Raw genomic sequence first — 15,522 nt, forward strand, 5'->3', positions numbered from 1 at the left:
GATGGGTGTGGCGGACCACCGAAGAGGGGGCGGCCCCACGCCGATGGATTTCGTCATGAGAGTCGCGACCGCGTTCCTCATCGCCCTCGGCCTGGCCCTGGTTCCCACGGTTGGGCATGACCATGCGCAGGCCGCCGAGATCCGCGGGCTTTTGATCGGGGTCGACGCCTACCGCACCCTGCCGCGCCTGACGGGGTCAGCCGCCGACGCGCGCGACCTGGAGGCGAGCCTGCGCTCCATTGGCGCGCGCGACCTCCGCGTCCTTGTCGACGAGAGCGCCACGCGGGGCTCCATTCTGGTCGCCTTCCAGGACCTCGTGACGCGGACGCAGGCCGGCGACACCGTCTTCATCACCCTGTCCGGCCACGGCGCCCAGGAGCCGGAACGGGTCAAGGGTTCCGAGCCGGACGGCATGGACGAGGTGTTCCTGCTGCCGGCGTTCGACCCGAAGGACCGTCTTCAGAATGGCGAGAAGATCCTCGACAAGGAATTCAACCACGTCATCAAGCTGATCGAGGACAAAGGCGGCCGCGTCGTCTTCGTCGCCGACACGTGCTCCGGGGGAGGCCTGGCGCGGGAGGTCGATCCGCGCGGCCCCGGGATGGTCTACCGCAGCGTGAAATACACGCCCATCGTCGACGACCTCAAGCCTATCTCGACCAGGACTGACGCGCTGATGGCGCCGACGGACTTCAAGTCGTCGACCTTCCTGGCCGCCGTCGACAAGCAGTCCAAGGTTCCGGAGATCCGGATTCCCGGCGTCGGTCAGCGCGGCGCCCTGAGCTACGCCGTCGCGCGCGGCTTGCAGGGCGCGGCCGACCTGGACGGCGACGGCGCGATCACCGCGGCCGAACTTTCCGAATATGCGCGGCGGGTGACCTACCAGCTCTCGGACCAGCGCCAGCGCATCGTCGCGGTGGACGCCCCCCCTCCCCCGGCGCCCGCCAAGGTGATCGTGCGCGGCATCGCGGTGAGGCCCGTGGCGGCCGAGGGGACGGCGCCGGAGCTCGCCTCCAAAAGGCCTGCCCTCCCGCCCTCGCAGGCCGACGCGACAGTCAGGCCCGTTTCCGCCGGCAAGCCGTCGCTGGGCGCCGTCCTGATCGCGTCGCTGGACGGCAAGGCCGAGCGTTTCGCCGGCCTGTCGATCCAGACGGCCTTCCAGGTCGTCGAACCCGGGGCAAGTCCCGACCTCGTCTGGGATCCTTCGACCCGGGACGTGCTGTCGGGCGGCGACGTGATCGCCCGCAATGTCGACCGCAACGATCTGCCCAGCATCGTGGAGCGCGCCGCTCTGCTGCGCTGGCTGAAGCAGCGCGCGCCGAACGCCCCGCAGTCGATCAGGATCGTTCCGGACGATCGTCTCCACCGCAAGGGAAGCCGCGTCGAGGTGGAGATCGGCGATGTCGGCGCGAGAGGGCTCGTGATCTTCAATGTGGCCGGAGACGGGACCGTCCAGCTGCTCTACCCGATCGGGTCCGATCCGCCGGTCAGGAGCGACGCCCAATATCGCCTGCAGCTGCAGGTCCGCGAGCCCTTCGGGGCGGATCAGATCGTGGTCGTCAGTTCGCCACGGCGCCTGCCCGATCTCGAGCAGGCGCTGCGGCAGATGGACCGCAAACGGTCTCCAATGAAAGTCTTGGAAGCGCTGAACCAGGCCGCCGGCTCGGACAGCAGGATCGGTTCGGCGGGGCTGTTCACCGCGCCCTGAAGTAACCAAAGGCAACCCGCCTACGGAGAGGGAGGTTCACGATGCTGCTGGCGACACGGTCAGCCCTGATCCTGGCCCTCCTCCCTGCCGTTTTTGCAGCCGCAGGCGGCTCCCCGAACGCCGCCGAGGCGATCCGCAACCGATCCGTACGAATCATCGAGGGCGACGCCGCTGCGGGCGTCGGTTCCGCCGCCCCGACCGCGACGGCGCCGGCCGAAGCGCCGCCCGACCTGCCGCAAGGCGCATCGCGCGTCGGCAATCCGGCCGGTCTGCGCGTCGAACTTATCCCCGCCGCCGACGTGGCGCTCGGGACCGAACTGGCGGTGCGCATCACCGCCGACAAGCCCGGCTATCTCGTGGTCGTCGACGTCGACTCCGCCGGCAGGCTCACCCAAATCTACCCGAACACGCATTCGCTGGCGCAGGCCAGGGGCGTGACCCAAAAAGCGAATTTCCTGGCGCCGGGACGCCCGCGCATCATCCCGGACAAGGATGATGCGACGCAGTTCAAGTTCGTCGCCGCCGAGCCGACCGGCGTCGGCATGGTGGTGGCGATCCATAGCGACAAGCCCGTGCAGGTGATCGACCTTCCCGACGTGCCCGCGATGCTGGCTGGCCGCATTCGCGCCCTCCAGTATCTGCGCGAGAGCGCCCAGGACCTCAAGATCCTGCCGGTCACCGAAGCTGAGAAGATCCAGGATCCCATCTGGTCGTTCGCGGCCAAATTCTACGTCATTCGATGATCCGCTCGGGGCCGCCACGCATGAGGAAGCGCATCCGCCAGGGGCTCGCCACGGCGGCGGCCGTCTGGGGACTGTCAGCCGGCCCTGCGGCCGCGGCCGAATCCGTGACAGAATTGCGCCTCGCCGCGCTCGCCCTCCCGGCTGACGAGACCCGCATCAGACTGGACGCCGCCGACATCGCGATCGGGCCGGACGCCGTGGTGGCGCGCTACCGGCTGGTGAACCACTCGGAGGCCGCCGCCAGCGTCACCCTGGCCTTTCCGATGCCGGACCTCGATTTCTCGGACCCCGACGTCTCGCTGGCGATCCCCGGCCCGGACCCCCTGAACTTCCTTGGCCTGACCGCCCGGATCGACGGCAAGCCGGCCGACATCCGCTTCTCGCAGTCGGCGCAGCTGAACGGCAAGGACGTCACCGCCACGCTGCGGCAGTCCGGCCTCGCGCTGGCGCCCGTCGGGCCCTTCCAGGCGCAGCTCGCCGCCATGCCGCAGCCCCTGCGCGACAAGCTCACCGACGGCGGCGTGCTGGCCATCCTCGGAGCGGACGTCCAGGGCGTCCCGATTTACGCGCCGAAATGGACGGTCCGGACGCTCGCGACACGGCGCCTCGCCTTCACGCCCGGCCAGGCGATGGACGTCGAGATCCGGCACCGGACCAGCCTGGGCGCCAGTCCCGACACGATGCTGCGCAACCCGCTGCGGGACGCGCCGGGCCTGATCGCCGAAGTCCGGCGCTACAAGGCCGAGTACTGCATCGACGACGCGTTCTTCGCCGCGCTGGACCGCATGACGACGGCCGGCGACGCGAATGTGAGCGGCCTGCGCGAAAGGCGCATCCTCTACGCCCTCGAGGGCGCAGCGGCCGCAGGTCCCATCAAGGACTTTCGGCTGGTCGTCGACAAGGGCAGGCCCGACCGCCTCGTCAGCTTCTGCCTCGACAACCTGAAAAGGATCTCGCCGACGAGGTTCGAGATGCGGGCCACGGACTATCGCCCGACCCGGGGCCTGAAGGTGCTGCTGATCGAGCGCAACGGATGACCACCCAGCACGCGGAGGCTCGCTTATGACCCCGACGCCGCCCGACCCGGACGCCCTCGCAGACGCATTGGCCCGGACTGGCCGAACCTATGACGCGGTGCCCTACACGTCGATCCCCTTCCCGCGCCTGCAGCCGGCCCGGCTGGCCGCGAATGCGCGCCTGCTCGGCCTGGACGCCCCGGACCCCTCCCGGGCCCGCACGCTGGAGATCGGCTGCGCCTCCGGAGGGCACATCGTCCCGCTCGCGGCCGCCTTCCCGCAGGCGCGGTTCGTCGGGGTGGACATCTCGGCCGGACAGGTCGCGTCCGGCCGCGAACGCATCGACGCGCTCGGGCTGCGCAACGTCGAACTCCACGCCTGCAGCGTCACCGAGATCGGCGCGGACTGGGGCGACTTCGACTACGTCATCTGCCATGGCGTGTATTCGTGGGTGCCCGATGCGGTGCGCGAGAACATCCTCCGCGTCTGCGCCGAGCGCCTCTCGCCCGATGGGATCGCGGCCATCAGCTTCAACGTGCTGCCGGGCTGGCGCATGTTCCAGGTGGTCCGCGACAGCATGATCCTGCACGCCGGGGCCGAGGCCGACCACCAGACCCGCTCGCTGCGCAGCCGCCAGCTTTTCGACCTCATGGCCCAGCACTCCCCCGAGGCGAGCTCCTACGGCTCGATCTGGCGCAAGGAGGCCAGGCGCATGGTCGAGCAGCCGGACGCCTATCTGGCCCACGAGATTTTCGAGGACCACAACGCGCCCTGCACGTTCCGCAGCTTCGCCGACGCAGCCGCCCGGCGCGGCCTCGCCTACCTGTCCGAGACGCGGCTGCGCGAGAATGTTCCCGAAAGCGGCCAGGCCGAGCGCGCTGAGGTCATTCGATCCCTGGCGGCGGGCGACCGGACGGCGACCGAGCAATACATCGACATCCTGACCGGCAGGACGTTCCGGGAATCGCTGCTGGTGCGCGCGGGGCGCGAGGCCGGCCTCTCGCGCGGTCTCGATCCGGAGAGGCTCGCCGGCCTGCACCTGATCGCGCCGCTCGACCTCCGCGCGGACCCGCCCCCGCGGCCGGGCGAGTTCGTGCTGGCGGACGACGACGGCATGGTGGCGACGACGCAGGACCACGCGGTCGCGGCCGCGCTCGACCTCCTGCTGAAGCGCCAGCCCGCCTCCACCGCCGTCGACGATCTTGTCGCCCGCGCCGAAACCGAAGCCGAACGGGACCGCATCCTCGCCGCCCTGCTGCGCCTGGTCCTCGACGGCGCGCTCGACGTCTCGGCCGAACCGGTCCGCTGCGCGTCCCGCCCCGGCGATACGCCGACAGTCTGGCCCTTGCTGGCGCAGGACATCATGCGCGGCGCGGACCGCTCCGCCACCTTGCGCCACGCGACCGTGTCGATCGACCCGATGATGCGCTTCCTCGCGCCCCTGCTGGACGGCCGCCACGACGCGGCCGGGATCGCGGACGCGCTCATGCGGCTCGCCCAGGAGGGACTGGTCTCGATTTCCGACGAGACCGGCGCGATCGCCGAGCCTGACCGTCTCGCGGCCGCCTGCCGGGCGCAGATCGACCGCCGCATCGCCGCCCTGGCCCGAATGGGCGCGCTGCTAGAGGACCAGCCCCCGCCAGGGCGAGACTGAGCCGCCTCAGGAGCGCCGAATGCCGAGCTATGCGGACCTCGAATTCATCGTCTCCACCACCGCGCCAGAGGACGCGCCGGAGCTGTTTCAGCTCACGGTCGTGCCGGCCTTGGTGGAGCGCTGGCTGGACGACTACGACGCGCGGCTGCAGGGCCTGTTCCGCCAGCGGCATGGGCGCAGCCGGAGCGGCGGCGGCGTCGTCCACGCCACGATAGAGGGCTTCTCATATCTGTTCGATCTGGACTTCGACCGGCTCATCGCCGCCTGGGGCGTTTCGCTCGGGCGCAACGCCAATCCGCGGGATCCCGGCCGGATGGCGGGCCATCCCCAGAGCGCCGGCCCCCTCTACCATCGCGGCCACGCCATCGCGCATTCGCTGGGCGGCGGCGCCGACATCAACATCGTCCCGCAATGGGCCCGCCACAACATCGGCGGCTTCCGCAGCCTGGAGATCGCCGCCGTCGATACGCCGGGAGCGCTCTATTTCACCTACTGGATCTACGGGGTCCGCCAGCTCCAGACGCCGATCCGGGTGGAGCAAGGCCTGTTGGTCGCCGACGAGGGCGCAAGGCCGTCGCGGACGGGCGTGAGGCGTTTCTGAGCGTGAGGCCTATCGCAGCGGCCCGAAGATGCTGGTGGGCGGTGACGGGCTCGAACCGCCGACCCTCTCGGTGTAAACGAGATGCTCTACCAACTGAGCTAACCGCCCTCGCCGCGGGCGCGGCTTGGTGCGCCCCTTATGGCGATTTCGACCCGCAGGCGCAAGATCGCGCGGCCGCCCGCGCCGGCCCTAAACGGCGAAACGGGCCGGCGCTGGGCCGACCCGTTCCAGTTCCGTCGCTGCAGCAATGCTGCGCTTAGGCGTTGAGGGCCGACTTGAGGCCGGCGCCCGCCTTGAACTTCGGAGCCTTGGAGGCCTTGGTCTTGATGGTCTCGCCGGTGCGCGGGTTGCGCGCCTCGCCAGCGGGGCGATCCGTCACGAGGAAGGTGCCGAAGCCGACCAGACGAACCTCATCGCCGCTCTTGAGCGAGGATGTGATCGCGTCGAGCACGGCGTCCACCGCCGCAGCGGCCTGGTTCTTGTTGAGGTCCGCCTGCTCCGCGACGGCGGCGACGAGATCGCCCTTGTTCATCGGTAGTCTCCTCTGAATTCAGTCGGTGCGTCGAATCGAACGACGCCTGAGCGGTTTTTTCAGTTTGACGGGTCCGGCGCAAGGCGTGCCGGGCCGAATCCAAGGAAAACTCTAGGGTTTCGCCCATAAAAAGGCCCCCGACTTTCGCCGGGGGCCCTCTATTTTCAATTGAAGCGTTGCGAAGCGTCAGACGTCAGTGCGCGACCATACCGAGGGTCTCTTCCTCACCGGCCGCCTTGGGGCGGGGCGCCGAGAGATCCTCTTCCCACTTGATCGCCTGGGGCTGGCGCACGAGAGCGTGGCGGATCACCTCGTCCATGCGCGCCACCGGCACGATCTCCAGGCCGTTCTTGACGCTGGCGGGAATGTCCACCAGGTCCTTCGCATTCTCCTCGGGGATCAGCACCTTCTTGACGCCGCCGCGCAGCGCCGCGAGGAGCTTCTCCTTCAGGCCGCCGATCGGCAGCACACGGCCGCGCAGCGTCACCTCGCCCGTCATCGCCAGGTCCCTGCGAACCGGAATGCCGGTCAGCACGGAGACGATGGCCGTGGCCATGCCGATGCCCGCCGACGGTCCGTCCTTCGGGGTCGCTCCCTCCGGGACGTGGACGTGTATGTCGCGGCGATCGAACAGCGGAGGCTCCAGGCCGAAATCCACCGCGCGCGACCGCACATAGGAAGCCGCGGCCGAGATCGATTCCTTCATGACCTCCTTGAGGTTGCCCGTCACGGTCATCTTGCCGCGGCCGGGCATCATCACGCCTTCGATCGTCAGCAACTCGCCGCCGACCTCCGTCCAGGCGAGCCCCGTCACGACGCCGACCTGGTCCTCGTCCTCCGTCTCGCCGTAGCGGAACTTCGGCACGCCGAGATAGTCAGGCAGGTTCGCGGCGGTGACGACCACCTTCTTCTTCTTCGACATCATGATCTCCTTCACCGCCTTGCGGGCGAGGTTCTGGAGCTCACGGGTCAGATTGCGGACGCCCGCTTCCCGCGTATAGCGGCGGATCAGCAGCAGGAGGCCTTCGTCGTCGATCGTCCACTCGTTCTCCGTCAGGCCGTGCTTCTTGACGGCCTCGGGGATCAGGTGGCGCTTGGAGATCTCCAGCTTCTCCTCTTCGGTGTAGCCGGCGATCCTGATCACCTCCATGCGGTCGAGCAGCGGAGGCGGGATGTTGAGCGTGTTCGCCGTCGTCACGAACATCACGTTCGACAGGTCGTAGTCGACCTCGAGGTAATGGTCGTTGAACGAGTTGTTCTGCTCAGGGTCGAGCACCTCCAGCAGCGCGGAAGACGGATCGCCCCGGAAATCCATGCCCATCTTGTCGATTTCGTCGAGCAGGAAGAGCGGGTTCTGAGTCTTCGCCTTGCGCAGCGACTGGATGATCTTGCCCGGCATGGAGCCGATATAGGTCCGGCGATGGCCGCGGATCTCGGCCTCGTCCCGCACGCCGCCGAGCGACATCCGCACGAACTCACGGCCCGTCGCCTTGGCGATGGACTTGCCGAGCGAGGTCTTGCCGACGCCGGGAGGACCGACGAGGCACAGGATCGGACCGGTCAGCTTGTTCGCACGGCTCTGCACCGCGAGATACTCGATGATCCGCTCCTTGACCTTGTCGAGGCCGTAATGCTCGGCGTCGAGCAGCTGCTCGGCGCTGGCCAGGTCCTTCTTGACCTTCGAGCGCTTGCCCCAGGGCAGCGACAGCATCCAGTCGAGATAGTTGCGGACGACGGTGGCCTCCGCCGACATCGGCGACATCTGGCGGAGCTTCTTCATCTCCGCCTGCGCCTTGTCGCGGGCTTCCTTCGTCAGCTTGGTCTTCTCGATCCGCTCCTCGAGTTCGGCGAGTTCGTCCTTGCCGTCCTCGTCTCCGAGCTCCTTCTGGATCGCCTTCATCTGCTCGTTGAGGTAGTACTCGCGCTGGGTCTTCTCCATCTGGCGCTTGACGCGCGAGCGGATGCGCTTCTCCACCTGCAGCACGGAGATTTCGCTCTCCATGAAGCCGAGGACCTTCTCGAGCCGCTTGGAGACCTCGGTGATCTCCAGCACGTCCTGCTTGTCCGTGATCTTCACGGCCAGGTGAGACGCGATCGTGTCGGCGAGCTTGGAATAGTCGTCGATCTGGCCGACGGCCGCCACGACCTCGGGCGAGACCTTCTTGTTGAGCTTCACATAGCTCTCGAACTCGGAGACGACGGAGCGCGCGAGCGCCTCGGCCTCGATCTTGTTCGGGATCTGGTCGGCGAGCGACTCCGCCTCGGCCTCGTAATAGTCCTCGGTCCGGACATAGTCGCGGACCTTGGCGCGGCCGACGCCCTCGACGAGCACCTTCACGGTGCCGTCGGGCAGCTTCAGGAGCTGCAGCACGCTGGCGAGCGTGCCGATCGAGTGAATCGCCCCGGTGGCGGGATCGTCGTCGGCGGCGTTCTTCTGCGTCGCCAGCAGGATGAGCTTCTCGCTCTTCACCACCTCCTCGAGAGCCTTGATGGACTTCTCGCGGCCGACGAAGAGCGGAACGATCATGTGGGGGAAGACGACGATGTCGCGCAGCGGCAGCACGGGGAAGGTATCGACCGAACCCGGCTCGATTTGCGGACGCTGTCTGGATGTCGTCATGAACGGAGAATCCTTTCTGGTGCGCTCGCGAGGGCTCCCGGCGGGCAACCCGGCGAACGAGGAGCGTCGGGGCCGCGGTCGACTGCGTTCCGGCGCTGACGCACCCGGCTCCTCCAGGGAAGGGCCTGAAACGTGGCCTCACCTGTTGAATGAGCGAACCGGCTGTTGTGTTGACGTTAAGATGGTCAACCGACCACCCTACTTCAAGGTTCTCGACCCTAGGGCCGAAGGCGTCCGGCGCGGGTCAGCCCGCCGGACGCCGCAGGGTCGGTCAGGCGCTTGAGGCTGCCTGCTCGTTGGACTTGTCCGAGTAGATATAGAGCGGACGGGCCTTGCCTTCGATGACCTCGGGACCGATGACCACCTGCTCGCAGCCTTCCAGGCTCGGCAGGTCGTACATGGTCTCCAGCAGGATGCCCTCCATGATGGAGCGCAGCCCGCGGGCGCCCGTCTTGCGCTCGATGGCCTTCTTGGCGATCAGCGACACGGCCTCGTCCGCGAAGGTGAGCTCGACGTCCTCCATCTCGAACAGGCGGCCATACTGCTTCACCAGCGCGTTCTTGGGCTCGGTGAGGATCTTCTTCAGCGCCGGCTCGTCCAGGTCCTCGAGCGTCGCGATCACCGGGAGGCGGCCGACGAACTCGGGGATGAGGCCGAACTTCAGGAGATCTTCGGGCTCGACCTCACGGAAGATCGCGCCAGTGCGGCGGTCGTCAGGGGCCTCGACCTTGGCGCCAAAGCCGATCGACGTGCCCTTGCCGCGCGCCGAGATGATCCGCTCCAGCCCCGCGAAGGCGCCGCCGCAGATGAACAGGATGTTGGTCGTGTCCACCTGCAGGAACTCCTGCTGCGGGTGCTTGCGGCCGCCCTGCGGAGGCACGGAGGCGACGGTGCCTTCCATGATCTTCAGCAGGGCCTGCTGCACGCCCTCGCCCGAGACGTCCCTCGTGATCGAGGGGTTGTCGGACTTGCGGGAGATCTTGTCGATCTCGTCGATATAGACGATGCCGCGCTGCGCCCGCTCGACATTGTAGTCGGAGGCCTGGAGCAGCTTGAGGATGATGTTCTCGACATCCTCGCCGACGTAACCGGCTTCGGTCAGCGTCGTGGCGTCGGCCATCGTGAACGGCACGTCGAGGATGCGGGCCAGCGTCTGGGCCAACAGCGTCTTGCCCGACCCGGTGGGGCCGCAGAGCAGGATGTTGGACTTGGCCAGCTCGACGTCATTGTGCTTCGTGGCGTGGTTCAACCGCTTGTAGTGGTTGTGCACGGCGACGGAGAGCACCTTCTTGGCGTGATCCTGGCCGATGACGTAGTCGTCCAGGACCTTGCGGATCTCCTTGGGGGTCGGAACCCCGTCGCGAGACTTCACCAGCGAGGACTTGTTCTCCTCGCGGATGATGTCCATGCACAGCTCGACACACTCGTCGCAGATGAACACCGTCGGACCCGCGATGAGTTTGCGGACCTCGTGCTGGCTCTTGCCGCAGAACGAGCAGTACAGCGTGCTCTTGGAATCACCGCTGCCGACTTTGCTCATGGCGAACCTCCACTCGATCGAGAGCCGGACGGCAGCCGCGCGACTCGCTCGATCAGGTTATGGGGCGCAAGGTGAAGAAACGGTAGTTCCTCGCACCCTGTCCCCAGGGACTGATCCCCGACTGACACCGAAACCATGACGGATTCGGGACCATGTCTGCCCGATGCAAACATGGCGCCGGTTGGGGATCAATAGGCTGTATCCCTCATGGGGATGGGCTGTAGGGATGAAACAGGCGTACAAGCCCCAACGTTCCCGTATCTTACGGGAGGATGGCGCGCTTTCGCCAGCTTTCGGCGCCGTTCCGAATCCAGGGGGCTTGTGTCGGGAATGTGACGATTTATTGCGACAGGTCGCAATGTCGTACACGCCGGCGCCAGGACTCCCGGATCAGGACGGCTCCACCGGGCGCTTCTCCATGACCTGGTCGACGATGCCGAAGGTCTTGGCGCCGTCCGCGGTCATGAAATTGTCGCGCTCGAGGGCCTCCTCGATGGCCTTGTAGTCCTTGCCCGTGTGCTTCTCGTAGATCTCGTTCAGCCTGCGCTTCAGGCTCTCGACCTCACGGGCGTGGATCAGGATGTCGGTGACCTGGCCCTGATAGCCGCCGGAAGGCTGGTGGACCATGATGCGCGCGTTGGGCAGCGCGAAGCGCATGCCGGCTTCGCCCGCCGCCAGCAGCAGCGAGCCCATCGACGCCGCCTGGCCGATGCACAGGGTCGATACCGGCGGGCGGATGAACTGCATGGTGTCGTAGATCGCCAGCCCCGACGTGACGATGCCGCCCGGGGAGTTGATGTAGATCGAGATCTCCTTTTTCGGGTTCTCCGATTCCAGGAACAGCAGCTGCGCCACCACCAGGGAGGCCATGTTGTCCTCGACCGGTCCGGTCAGGAAGATCACGCGTTCGCGCAGGAGGCGCGAGTAGATGTCGAAAGCGCGCTCACCGCGGTTCGACTGCTCCACGACCATGGGCACGAGCATGTTGTTATAGACTTCGATCGGATCGCGCATTGTCGTGCTCATTCTAGGATGGAGTGAAACAGGCAGGGTCGCGGCGAACCGCCACGACGCTCAACATAGTGATCCGGGCCAGCCGCGCAAAGGGGTACGGCCCAGCGTCCTGAACAGACCGTTTGACGCGCCTGCCGCGACCGGCGGGCCAACGAAAACAGGCGGCCCTGAGGCCGCCTGCAAGACGATCGGTCGAGCGTTCACTCGGCCGAGTCGGTCGGCGCCTCGGCGGTCTCGGCCGCCGGTTCAGCCTTCTTCTTGGCCCGGGCCTTCGCCTTGGGCTTGGCGGTCGTCGGGGCGGCGGCCTTGTCGCCGTCCTCGTCTTCCGTCATCAGCTCTTCCTTGGAGACCTTCTTGTCCGTGACGGTCGCGGTCTCCAGGATGTGATCGATCACCTTCTCCTCGAAGATCGGAGCGCGGATCTCGGCCAGAGCCTGCGGGTTCTTGCGATAGAACTCCCAGACCATCTTCTCCTGACCGGGGAACTGCCGGGCGCGCTCGACCAGCGCGGCCGAGACCTCGTCGTCGGTCACCTGGACCTTGGCGGCCTCACCGATCTCGGCCAGCACGAGGCCGAGGCGCACGCGCCGCTCGGCGATCTTCTGGTACTCGGCGCGGGCCTCCTCCTCGGTCGTCTCCTCGTCCGCGAAGGTCTTGCCGGCCTGCTGCATGTCGGCCTCGACCTGGCGCCAGATGTTGGCGAACTCCTGGGCGGTCAGGCTGGGCGGCAGGTCGAACGTGTACTGCCCGTCGAGCGCGTCGAGCAGCTGACGCTTCAGCTTGCGCCGCGACACGGCCGTGTAGTCGCGCGAGATCGCCTCCTTGAGGGCGGTCTTCAGCGCGTCCAGGCTGTCCATGCCGAACTGCTTGGCGAACTCGTCGTCGAGCGTCATCTCGGCCGGGGCCTGAACGTCCTTGACGGTGACCGCGAAGGAAGCCTGCTTGCCGGCCAGATGAGCCGCGCCGTACTCGGCCGGGAAGGTCGCCACGACCGTCCGCTGCTCTCCGGCGGCCACGCCGACGAGTTGCTCCTCGAAGCCCGGGATGAAGCCGTTGGAGCCGATGTCGACGGGGATGTCGGTTCCCTTGCCGCCCTCGAACTCCTCGCCGTCGATCGAGCCGACGAAGTCGACGATGACGCGGTCGCCGGTCTCGGCCTTCGCGCCTTCGCCCTTGGAGGAATACTGGCGGTTCTGCTGGGCGAGCCGATCGAGAGCCTCGGCGAGCTCGGCGTCCGGGACGTCGAAGGTCTCACGGGTGACCTGAAGGCCGGAGAAGTCGGCGATCTCGAACTTCGGCAGCACCTCGAGCGCGACCTTGTAGGACAGGTCGCCCTTGGCCTCCATGGCGGCCTCGACCTCGGCCTGGTTCTCGGGGAAAACGATCTGGGGCTCGAGGGCGAGCTTCAGGCCCTGGTCCTCGACGATCTTGCGGTTCGTCTCGTTGACGAGGTTCTGCAGCACGTCGGCCATCACCGACCGGCCATAGACCCGGCGCAGGTGGCCCACCGGCACCTTGCCGGGGCGGAAGCCGTTGATGCGGACCTTGTCCTTCATCCCGACGAGTTCGTTGGTGAGGCGTTCCTCGAGATCCTTCGCCGGGAGAACGACGGTGAACTCGCGCTTCAACCCCTCCGACAGTGTTTCCGTGACCTGCATAGCGTGACGTGCCTTCGAGCGTGAATGGAGCAAGGAACGCGGGGCTCGGGACAATCCCGGATCACGTGACCCGGGTCGACCCATTCGGGCGCCTCACCGCGCTAAGAAGCGCGTTCGGCGGCGGCCTGGTGCGGGCGGAGGGACTCGAACCCACACGACTTGCGTCACTGGAACCTAAATCCAGCGCGTCTACCAGTTCCGCCACGCCCGCATGTGGGCGACCGCGCCCCACCGCGGAGCGCATGCCCCACGGGTGCGGCTCTATAGCATGCGCGGCGCAGCATGCCAGCGAAAAAAGCCGCGCCGGCCGGCCCTGCGGAACGAGCGCCGCCCAGCGATCATCTCGCGCTCCCGGCCCAGCCGTGGCACAACTGCGTGACGCGGCGCGACCGAGACGGACTCAAACGCCCTCATGTCTGACAAGCCTCCGAGACCAGCCTCGAACCCTGCATTGTCCCGTCGCACGCTGCTGACGGGCGCGGCCCTCGCCGCCGCGGGGCCGCTCTGGCCCAAGTCGGCGCAAGCCCAGACGAGCGGCGCGGCGCAGACCTCGGCCGCCGCCGACGGCATGCCGACCGTGCTGCTGGAGGCCAAGCCGGGCGTGGTGGAGTTCCAGGCCGGTCAGCCCACCGACATCTTCGGCTTCGGCGGCAAGGCGCCGGGGCCGGAACTGCGGTTGCGCAAGGGCGAGGCGTTCCGGGCGAAGCTGGTCAACAGCACGACCCGGCCGCTGACGCTGCACTGGCACGGCATGCGCATCGTCAACGACATGGACGGGGTCGCGGGCCTGACCCAGGATCCGGTCGCCCCGGGGTCGAGCGCCGAGATCCGCTTCACGCCGCCCGACGCCGGGACGTTCATCTACAGGCCCCTGGCGCCCGGCTTCACGGCCGAACTCACCGAGCGGGGCCTCGCCGGGGTGGTGGTCGTGGAGGACCCGGCCGCCCCTGCGGTCGATCTCGACCGGGTGATCGCCGTCGATGACTGGCGCCTCTCCGACCAGCATCAGCTGGAGCCGTTCGGCGCGGCCGAGGACCGCGCCAGCGTCGGGCGGCTCGGAAATCTCCTCACCGTCAATGGAGCCAGGGCGCCGGAGCGGATCTCCGTCGCGCCCGGCGCGCGCGTCCGCCTGCGGCTCGCCAACCTGTGCAACGCCCGGCTGATGCGGATCCGCTTCGAGGGGGTGAAGGCCTTCGTGATCGCCACCGACGGCCAGCCCACGGACAGCTTCGAGCCGCTGCGCTCCACCCTGCCCTTCGCGCCCGGGACGCGCTACGACGTGATGTTCGACGCCGGCGACGCGGGTTCGGGCGGCTCCGTCACGGCCGTGATCGGACAGGGCCTGCCCCTCGTCGAGGTCAAGGTGGAGGGCGAACCTATGAGCGCCCGCCGTCCCCCGCCGCCGCCGATGGCGCCCCTGGGCGACAACCCGCTCCTGCCGCCCGCCATCCCGCTACAGAAGGCGCAGCGCGCCGACGTTGTGATCGAAGGTGGCGCGAAGCCCGGACCCGACGGCAAGGCCGCGGCCTATGCGGGCGATCCGAACCGCATCTGGACCATCAACGGACAGGGCGGCCTGGCGGCCGGCGACAAATCGCCCGGCAAGCCGGTTCTGGTGGTCAAGCGGGGCGCGACCGTGGTCCTGGCTCTGGTGAACAGGACGCCCTACCCGCAGGTGATGCATGTGCATGGACACAGCTTCCGCCTGCTGCATCCCCTGGACGACGGGTGGGAGCCCTACTGGCTGGATACCGTCATCGTTCCGGAAGGCCAGACCGCCCGGATCGCCTTCGTGGCCGACAACAAGGGCAAGTGGCTGATCGGCTCGACCGTGCTGGAGCGGCTCGACACGGGCCTGTCGGCCTGGATCGACGTGAGCTGACCGCGCCCCGAAACGCGAAAGGGCGGCCGAAGCCGCCCTTTCCTGCGCGCCGCAGCGCGAATGTCCAGCGCCTTAGCGCTTGGAGAACTGGAAGCTCCGGCGAGCCTTCTTGCGGCCGTACTTCTTGCGCTCAACGACGCGGCTGTCGCGGGTCAGGAAGCCGACCTTCTTGAGGATCGAGCGAAGCTCAGGCTCGTAATAGGTCAGCGCCTTGGCGAGGCCGTGGCGGACCGCGCCGGCCTGGCCGGAGAGTCCGCCGCCGGCGACCGTGACGTTGATGTCGTACTGGTCGACCCGGTTGGCGACGAGCAGCGGCTGCTGCAGGATCATGCGCAGCACCGGACGGGCGAAATAAACGCCGATGTCGCGGTCGTTGACCGTCACCTTGCCGGCGCCGGGCTTGATCCAGACGCGGGCGACCGCGTCCTTGCGCTTGCCGGTCGCATAGGCGCGGCCGAGCGAGTCGATCTTCTGGACATGCTTGGGAGCCTCGGGAGCGGCGGTCTCGACCGCGCCCTTGAGGTCCTGGAGGGACTGGAGGGTTTCGGCCATGA

At 67.9% G+C, this 15,522-nt stretch carries 12 protein-coding genes and 2 tRNA genes; 6 read left to right on the forward strand and 8 right to left on the reverse strand.

Annotated features, from left to right (window positions below; all coding sequences use genetic code 11):
* Positions 1 to 55: 55 nt before the first annotated feature.
* From ABEG18_RS12105 to ABEG18_RS12125, 5 genes are read left to right on the forward strand one after another with little or no spacing between them, the layout of a single operon-like run.
* A complete protein-coding gene (locus ABEG18_RS12105) occupies positions 56 to 1,708 on the forward strand; it encodes a caspase family protein (protein WP_406858309.1) in 1,653 nt (550 codons plus the stop codon).
* A 41-nt stretch (positions 1,709 to 1,749) separates the two neighbouring features.
* On the forward strand, positions 1,750 to 2,451 hold the full coding sequence (locus ABEG18_RS12110) for a DUF4384 domain-containing protein (RefSeq protein WP_406858310.1): 702 nt from the start codon (positions 1,750 to 1,752) through the stop codon (positions 2,449 to 2,451).
* Positions 2,452 to 2,471: 20 nt separating this feature from the next.
* Entirely contained in the window at positions 2,472 to 3,488 is a 1,017-nt protein-coding gene (locus tag ABEG18_RS12115; protein ID WP_406858311.1) for a DUF4424 family protein, read from the forward strand.
* Between the two features lie 25 nt (positions 3,489 to 3,513).
* Positions 3,514 to 5,121: a methyltransferase regulatory domain-containing protein gene (locus ABEG18_RS12120; RefSeq protein WP_406858312.1), complete on the forward strand. Its 1,608-nt coding sequence runs from the start codon at positions 3,514 to 3,516 to the stop codon at positions 5,119 to 5,121.
* 19 nt (positions 5,122 to 5,140) lie between these two features.
* The gene (locus ABEG18_RS12125; protein ID WP_406858313.1) at positions 5,141 to 5,722 is read left to right on the forward strand and encodes a hypothetical protein; all 582 of its coding nucleotides are present in this window, start codon (positions 5,141 to 5,143) and stop codon (positions 5,720 to 5,722) included.
* Positions 5,723 to 5,754: 32 nt separating this feature from the next.
* On the opposite strand, the gene ABEG18_RS12130 is transcribed toward ABEG18_RS12125, so the two are convergent.
* The 7 genes from ABEG18_RS12130 to ABEG18_RS12160 form a co-directional block, all read right to left on the reverse strand.
* Positions 5,755 to 5,830: transfer RNA gene (locus ABEG18_RS12130), tRNA-Val, on the reverse strand.
* Between the two features lie 148 nt (positions 5,831 to 5,978).
* On the reverse strand, positions 5,979 to 6,254 hold the full coding sequence (locus ABEG18_RS12135; protein ID WP_406858314.1) for an HU family DNA-binding protein: 276 nt from the start codon (positions 6,252 to 6,254) through the stop codon (positions 5,979 to 5,981).
* A 193-nt stretch (positions 6,255 to 6,447) separates the two neighbouring features.
* Positions 6,448 to 8,874: an endopeptidase La gene (gene lon / locus ABEG18_RS12140; RefSeq protein ID WP_406858315.1), complete on the reverse strand. Its 2,427-nt coding sequence runs from the start codon at positions 8,872 to 8,874 to the stop codon at positions 6,448 to 6,450.
* A gap of 271 nt (positions 8,875 to 9,145) precedes the next feature.
* Positions 9,146 to 10,414, reverse strand: coding sequence for an ATP-dependent Clp protease ATP-binding subunit ClpX (clpX, locus tag ABEG18_RS12145; RefSeq protein ID WP_406858316.1), 1,269 nt, complete (start codon positions 10,412 to 10,414; stop codon positions 9,146 to 9,148).
* Positions 10,415 to 10,804: 390 nt separating this feature from the next.
* Complete coding sequence (locus ABEG18_RS12150) at positions 10,805 to 11,428, reverse strand: ATP-dependent Clp protease proteolytic subunit (protein ID WP_406858317.1); 624 nt, start codon at positions 11,426 to 11,428, stop codon at positions 10,805 to 10,807.
* Positions 11,429 to 11,628: 200 nt separating this feature from the next.
* Positions 11,629 to 13,086 carry a trigger factor gene (tig, locus tag ABEG18_RS12155; RefSeq protein ID WP_406858318.1) on the reverse strand — a complete coding sequence of 486 codons (1,458 nt, stop codon included), beginning with the start codon at positions 13,084 to 13,086 and terminating at the stop codon, positions 11,629 to 11,631.
* A gap of 126 nt (positions 13,087 to 13,212) precedes the next feature.
* A tRNA-Leu gene (locus ABEG18_RS12160) sits at positions 13,213 to 13,297 on the reverse strand.
* Positions 13,298 to 13,537: 240 nt separating this feature from the next.
* Between ABEG18_RS12160 and ABEG18_RS12165 the strand changes: the two genes are divergently transcribed.
* The gene (locus ABEG18_RS12165; RefSeq protein ID WP_406858319.1) at positions 13,538 to 14,968 is read left to right on the forward strand and encodes a multicopper oxidase family protein; all 1,431 of its coding nucleotides are present in this window, start codon (positions 13,538 to 13,540) and stop codon (positions 14,966 to 14,968) included.
* A 72-nt stretch (positions 14,969 to 15,040) separates the two neighbouring features.
* Here ABEG18_RS12165 and rpsI read toward each other — a convergent pair whose 3' ends face one another.
* Positions 15,041 to 15,520: a 30S ribosomal protein S9 gene (gene rpsI, locus ABEG18_RS12170; protein ID WP_406858320.1), complete on the reverse strand. Its 480-nt coding sequence runs from the start codon at positions 15,518 to 15,520 to the stop codon at positions 15,041 to 15,043.
* Positions 15,521 to 15,522: the final 2 nt, after the last annotated feature.

Origin of the sequence: Alsobacter sp. KACC 23698 (assembly GCF_045348435.1) — a bacterium.
Classification (GTDB): domain Bacteria; phylum Pseudomonadota; class Alphaproteobacteria; order Rhizobiales; family Beijerinckiaceae; genus Alsobacter.

Bases quoted from the DNA above. Each gene is read 5' to 3' on its own strand.
- ABEG18_RS12125 (WP_406858313.1), top strand. From the start codon at position 5,141: ATGCCGAGCTATGCGGACCTCGAATTCATCGTCTCCACCACCGCGCCA.
- lon (WP_406858315.1), bottom strand. From the start codon at position 8,874: ATGACGACATCCAGACAGCGTCCGCAAATCGAGCCGGGTTCGGTCGAT.
- ABEG18_RS12120 (WP_406858312.1), top strand. From the start codon at position 3,514: ATGACCCCGACGCCGCCCGACCCGGACGCCCTCGCAGACGCATTGGCC.
- clpX (WP_406858316.1), bottom strand. From the start codon at position 10,414: ATGAGCAAAGTCGGCAGCGGTGATTCCAAGAGCACGCTGTACTGCTCG.
- ABEG18_RS12135 (WP_406858314.1), bottom strand. From the start codon at position 6,254: ATGAACAAGGGCGATCTCGTCGCCGCCGTCGCGGAGCAGGCGGACCTC.
- ABEG18_RS12105 (WP_406858309.1), top strand. From the start codon at position 56: ATGAGAGTCGCGACCGCGTTCCTCATCGCCCTCGGCCTGGCCCTGGTT.
- ABEG18_RS12110 (WP_406858310.1), top strand. From the start codon at position 1,750: ATGCTGCTGGCGACACGGTCAGCCCTGATCCTGGCCCTCCTCCCTGCC.
- ABEG18_RS12150 (WP_406858317.1), bottom strand. From the start codon at position 11,428: ATGCGCGATCCGATCGAAGTCTATAACAACATGCTCGTGCCCATGGTC.
- tig (WP_406858318.1), bottom strand. From the start codon at position 13,086: ATGCAGGTCACGGAAACACTGTCGGAGGGGTTGAAGCGCGAGTTCACC.
- ABEG18_RS12115 (WP_406858311.1), top strand. From the start codon at position 2,472: ATGAGGAAGCGCATCCGCCAGGGGCTCGCCACGGCGGCGGCCGTCTGG.
- rpsI (WP_406858320.1), bottom strand. From the start codon at position 15,520: ATGGCCGAAACCCTCCAGTCCCTCCAGGACCTCAAGGGCGCGGTCGAG.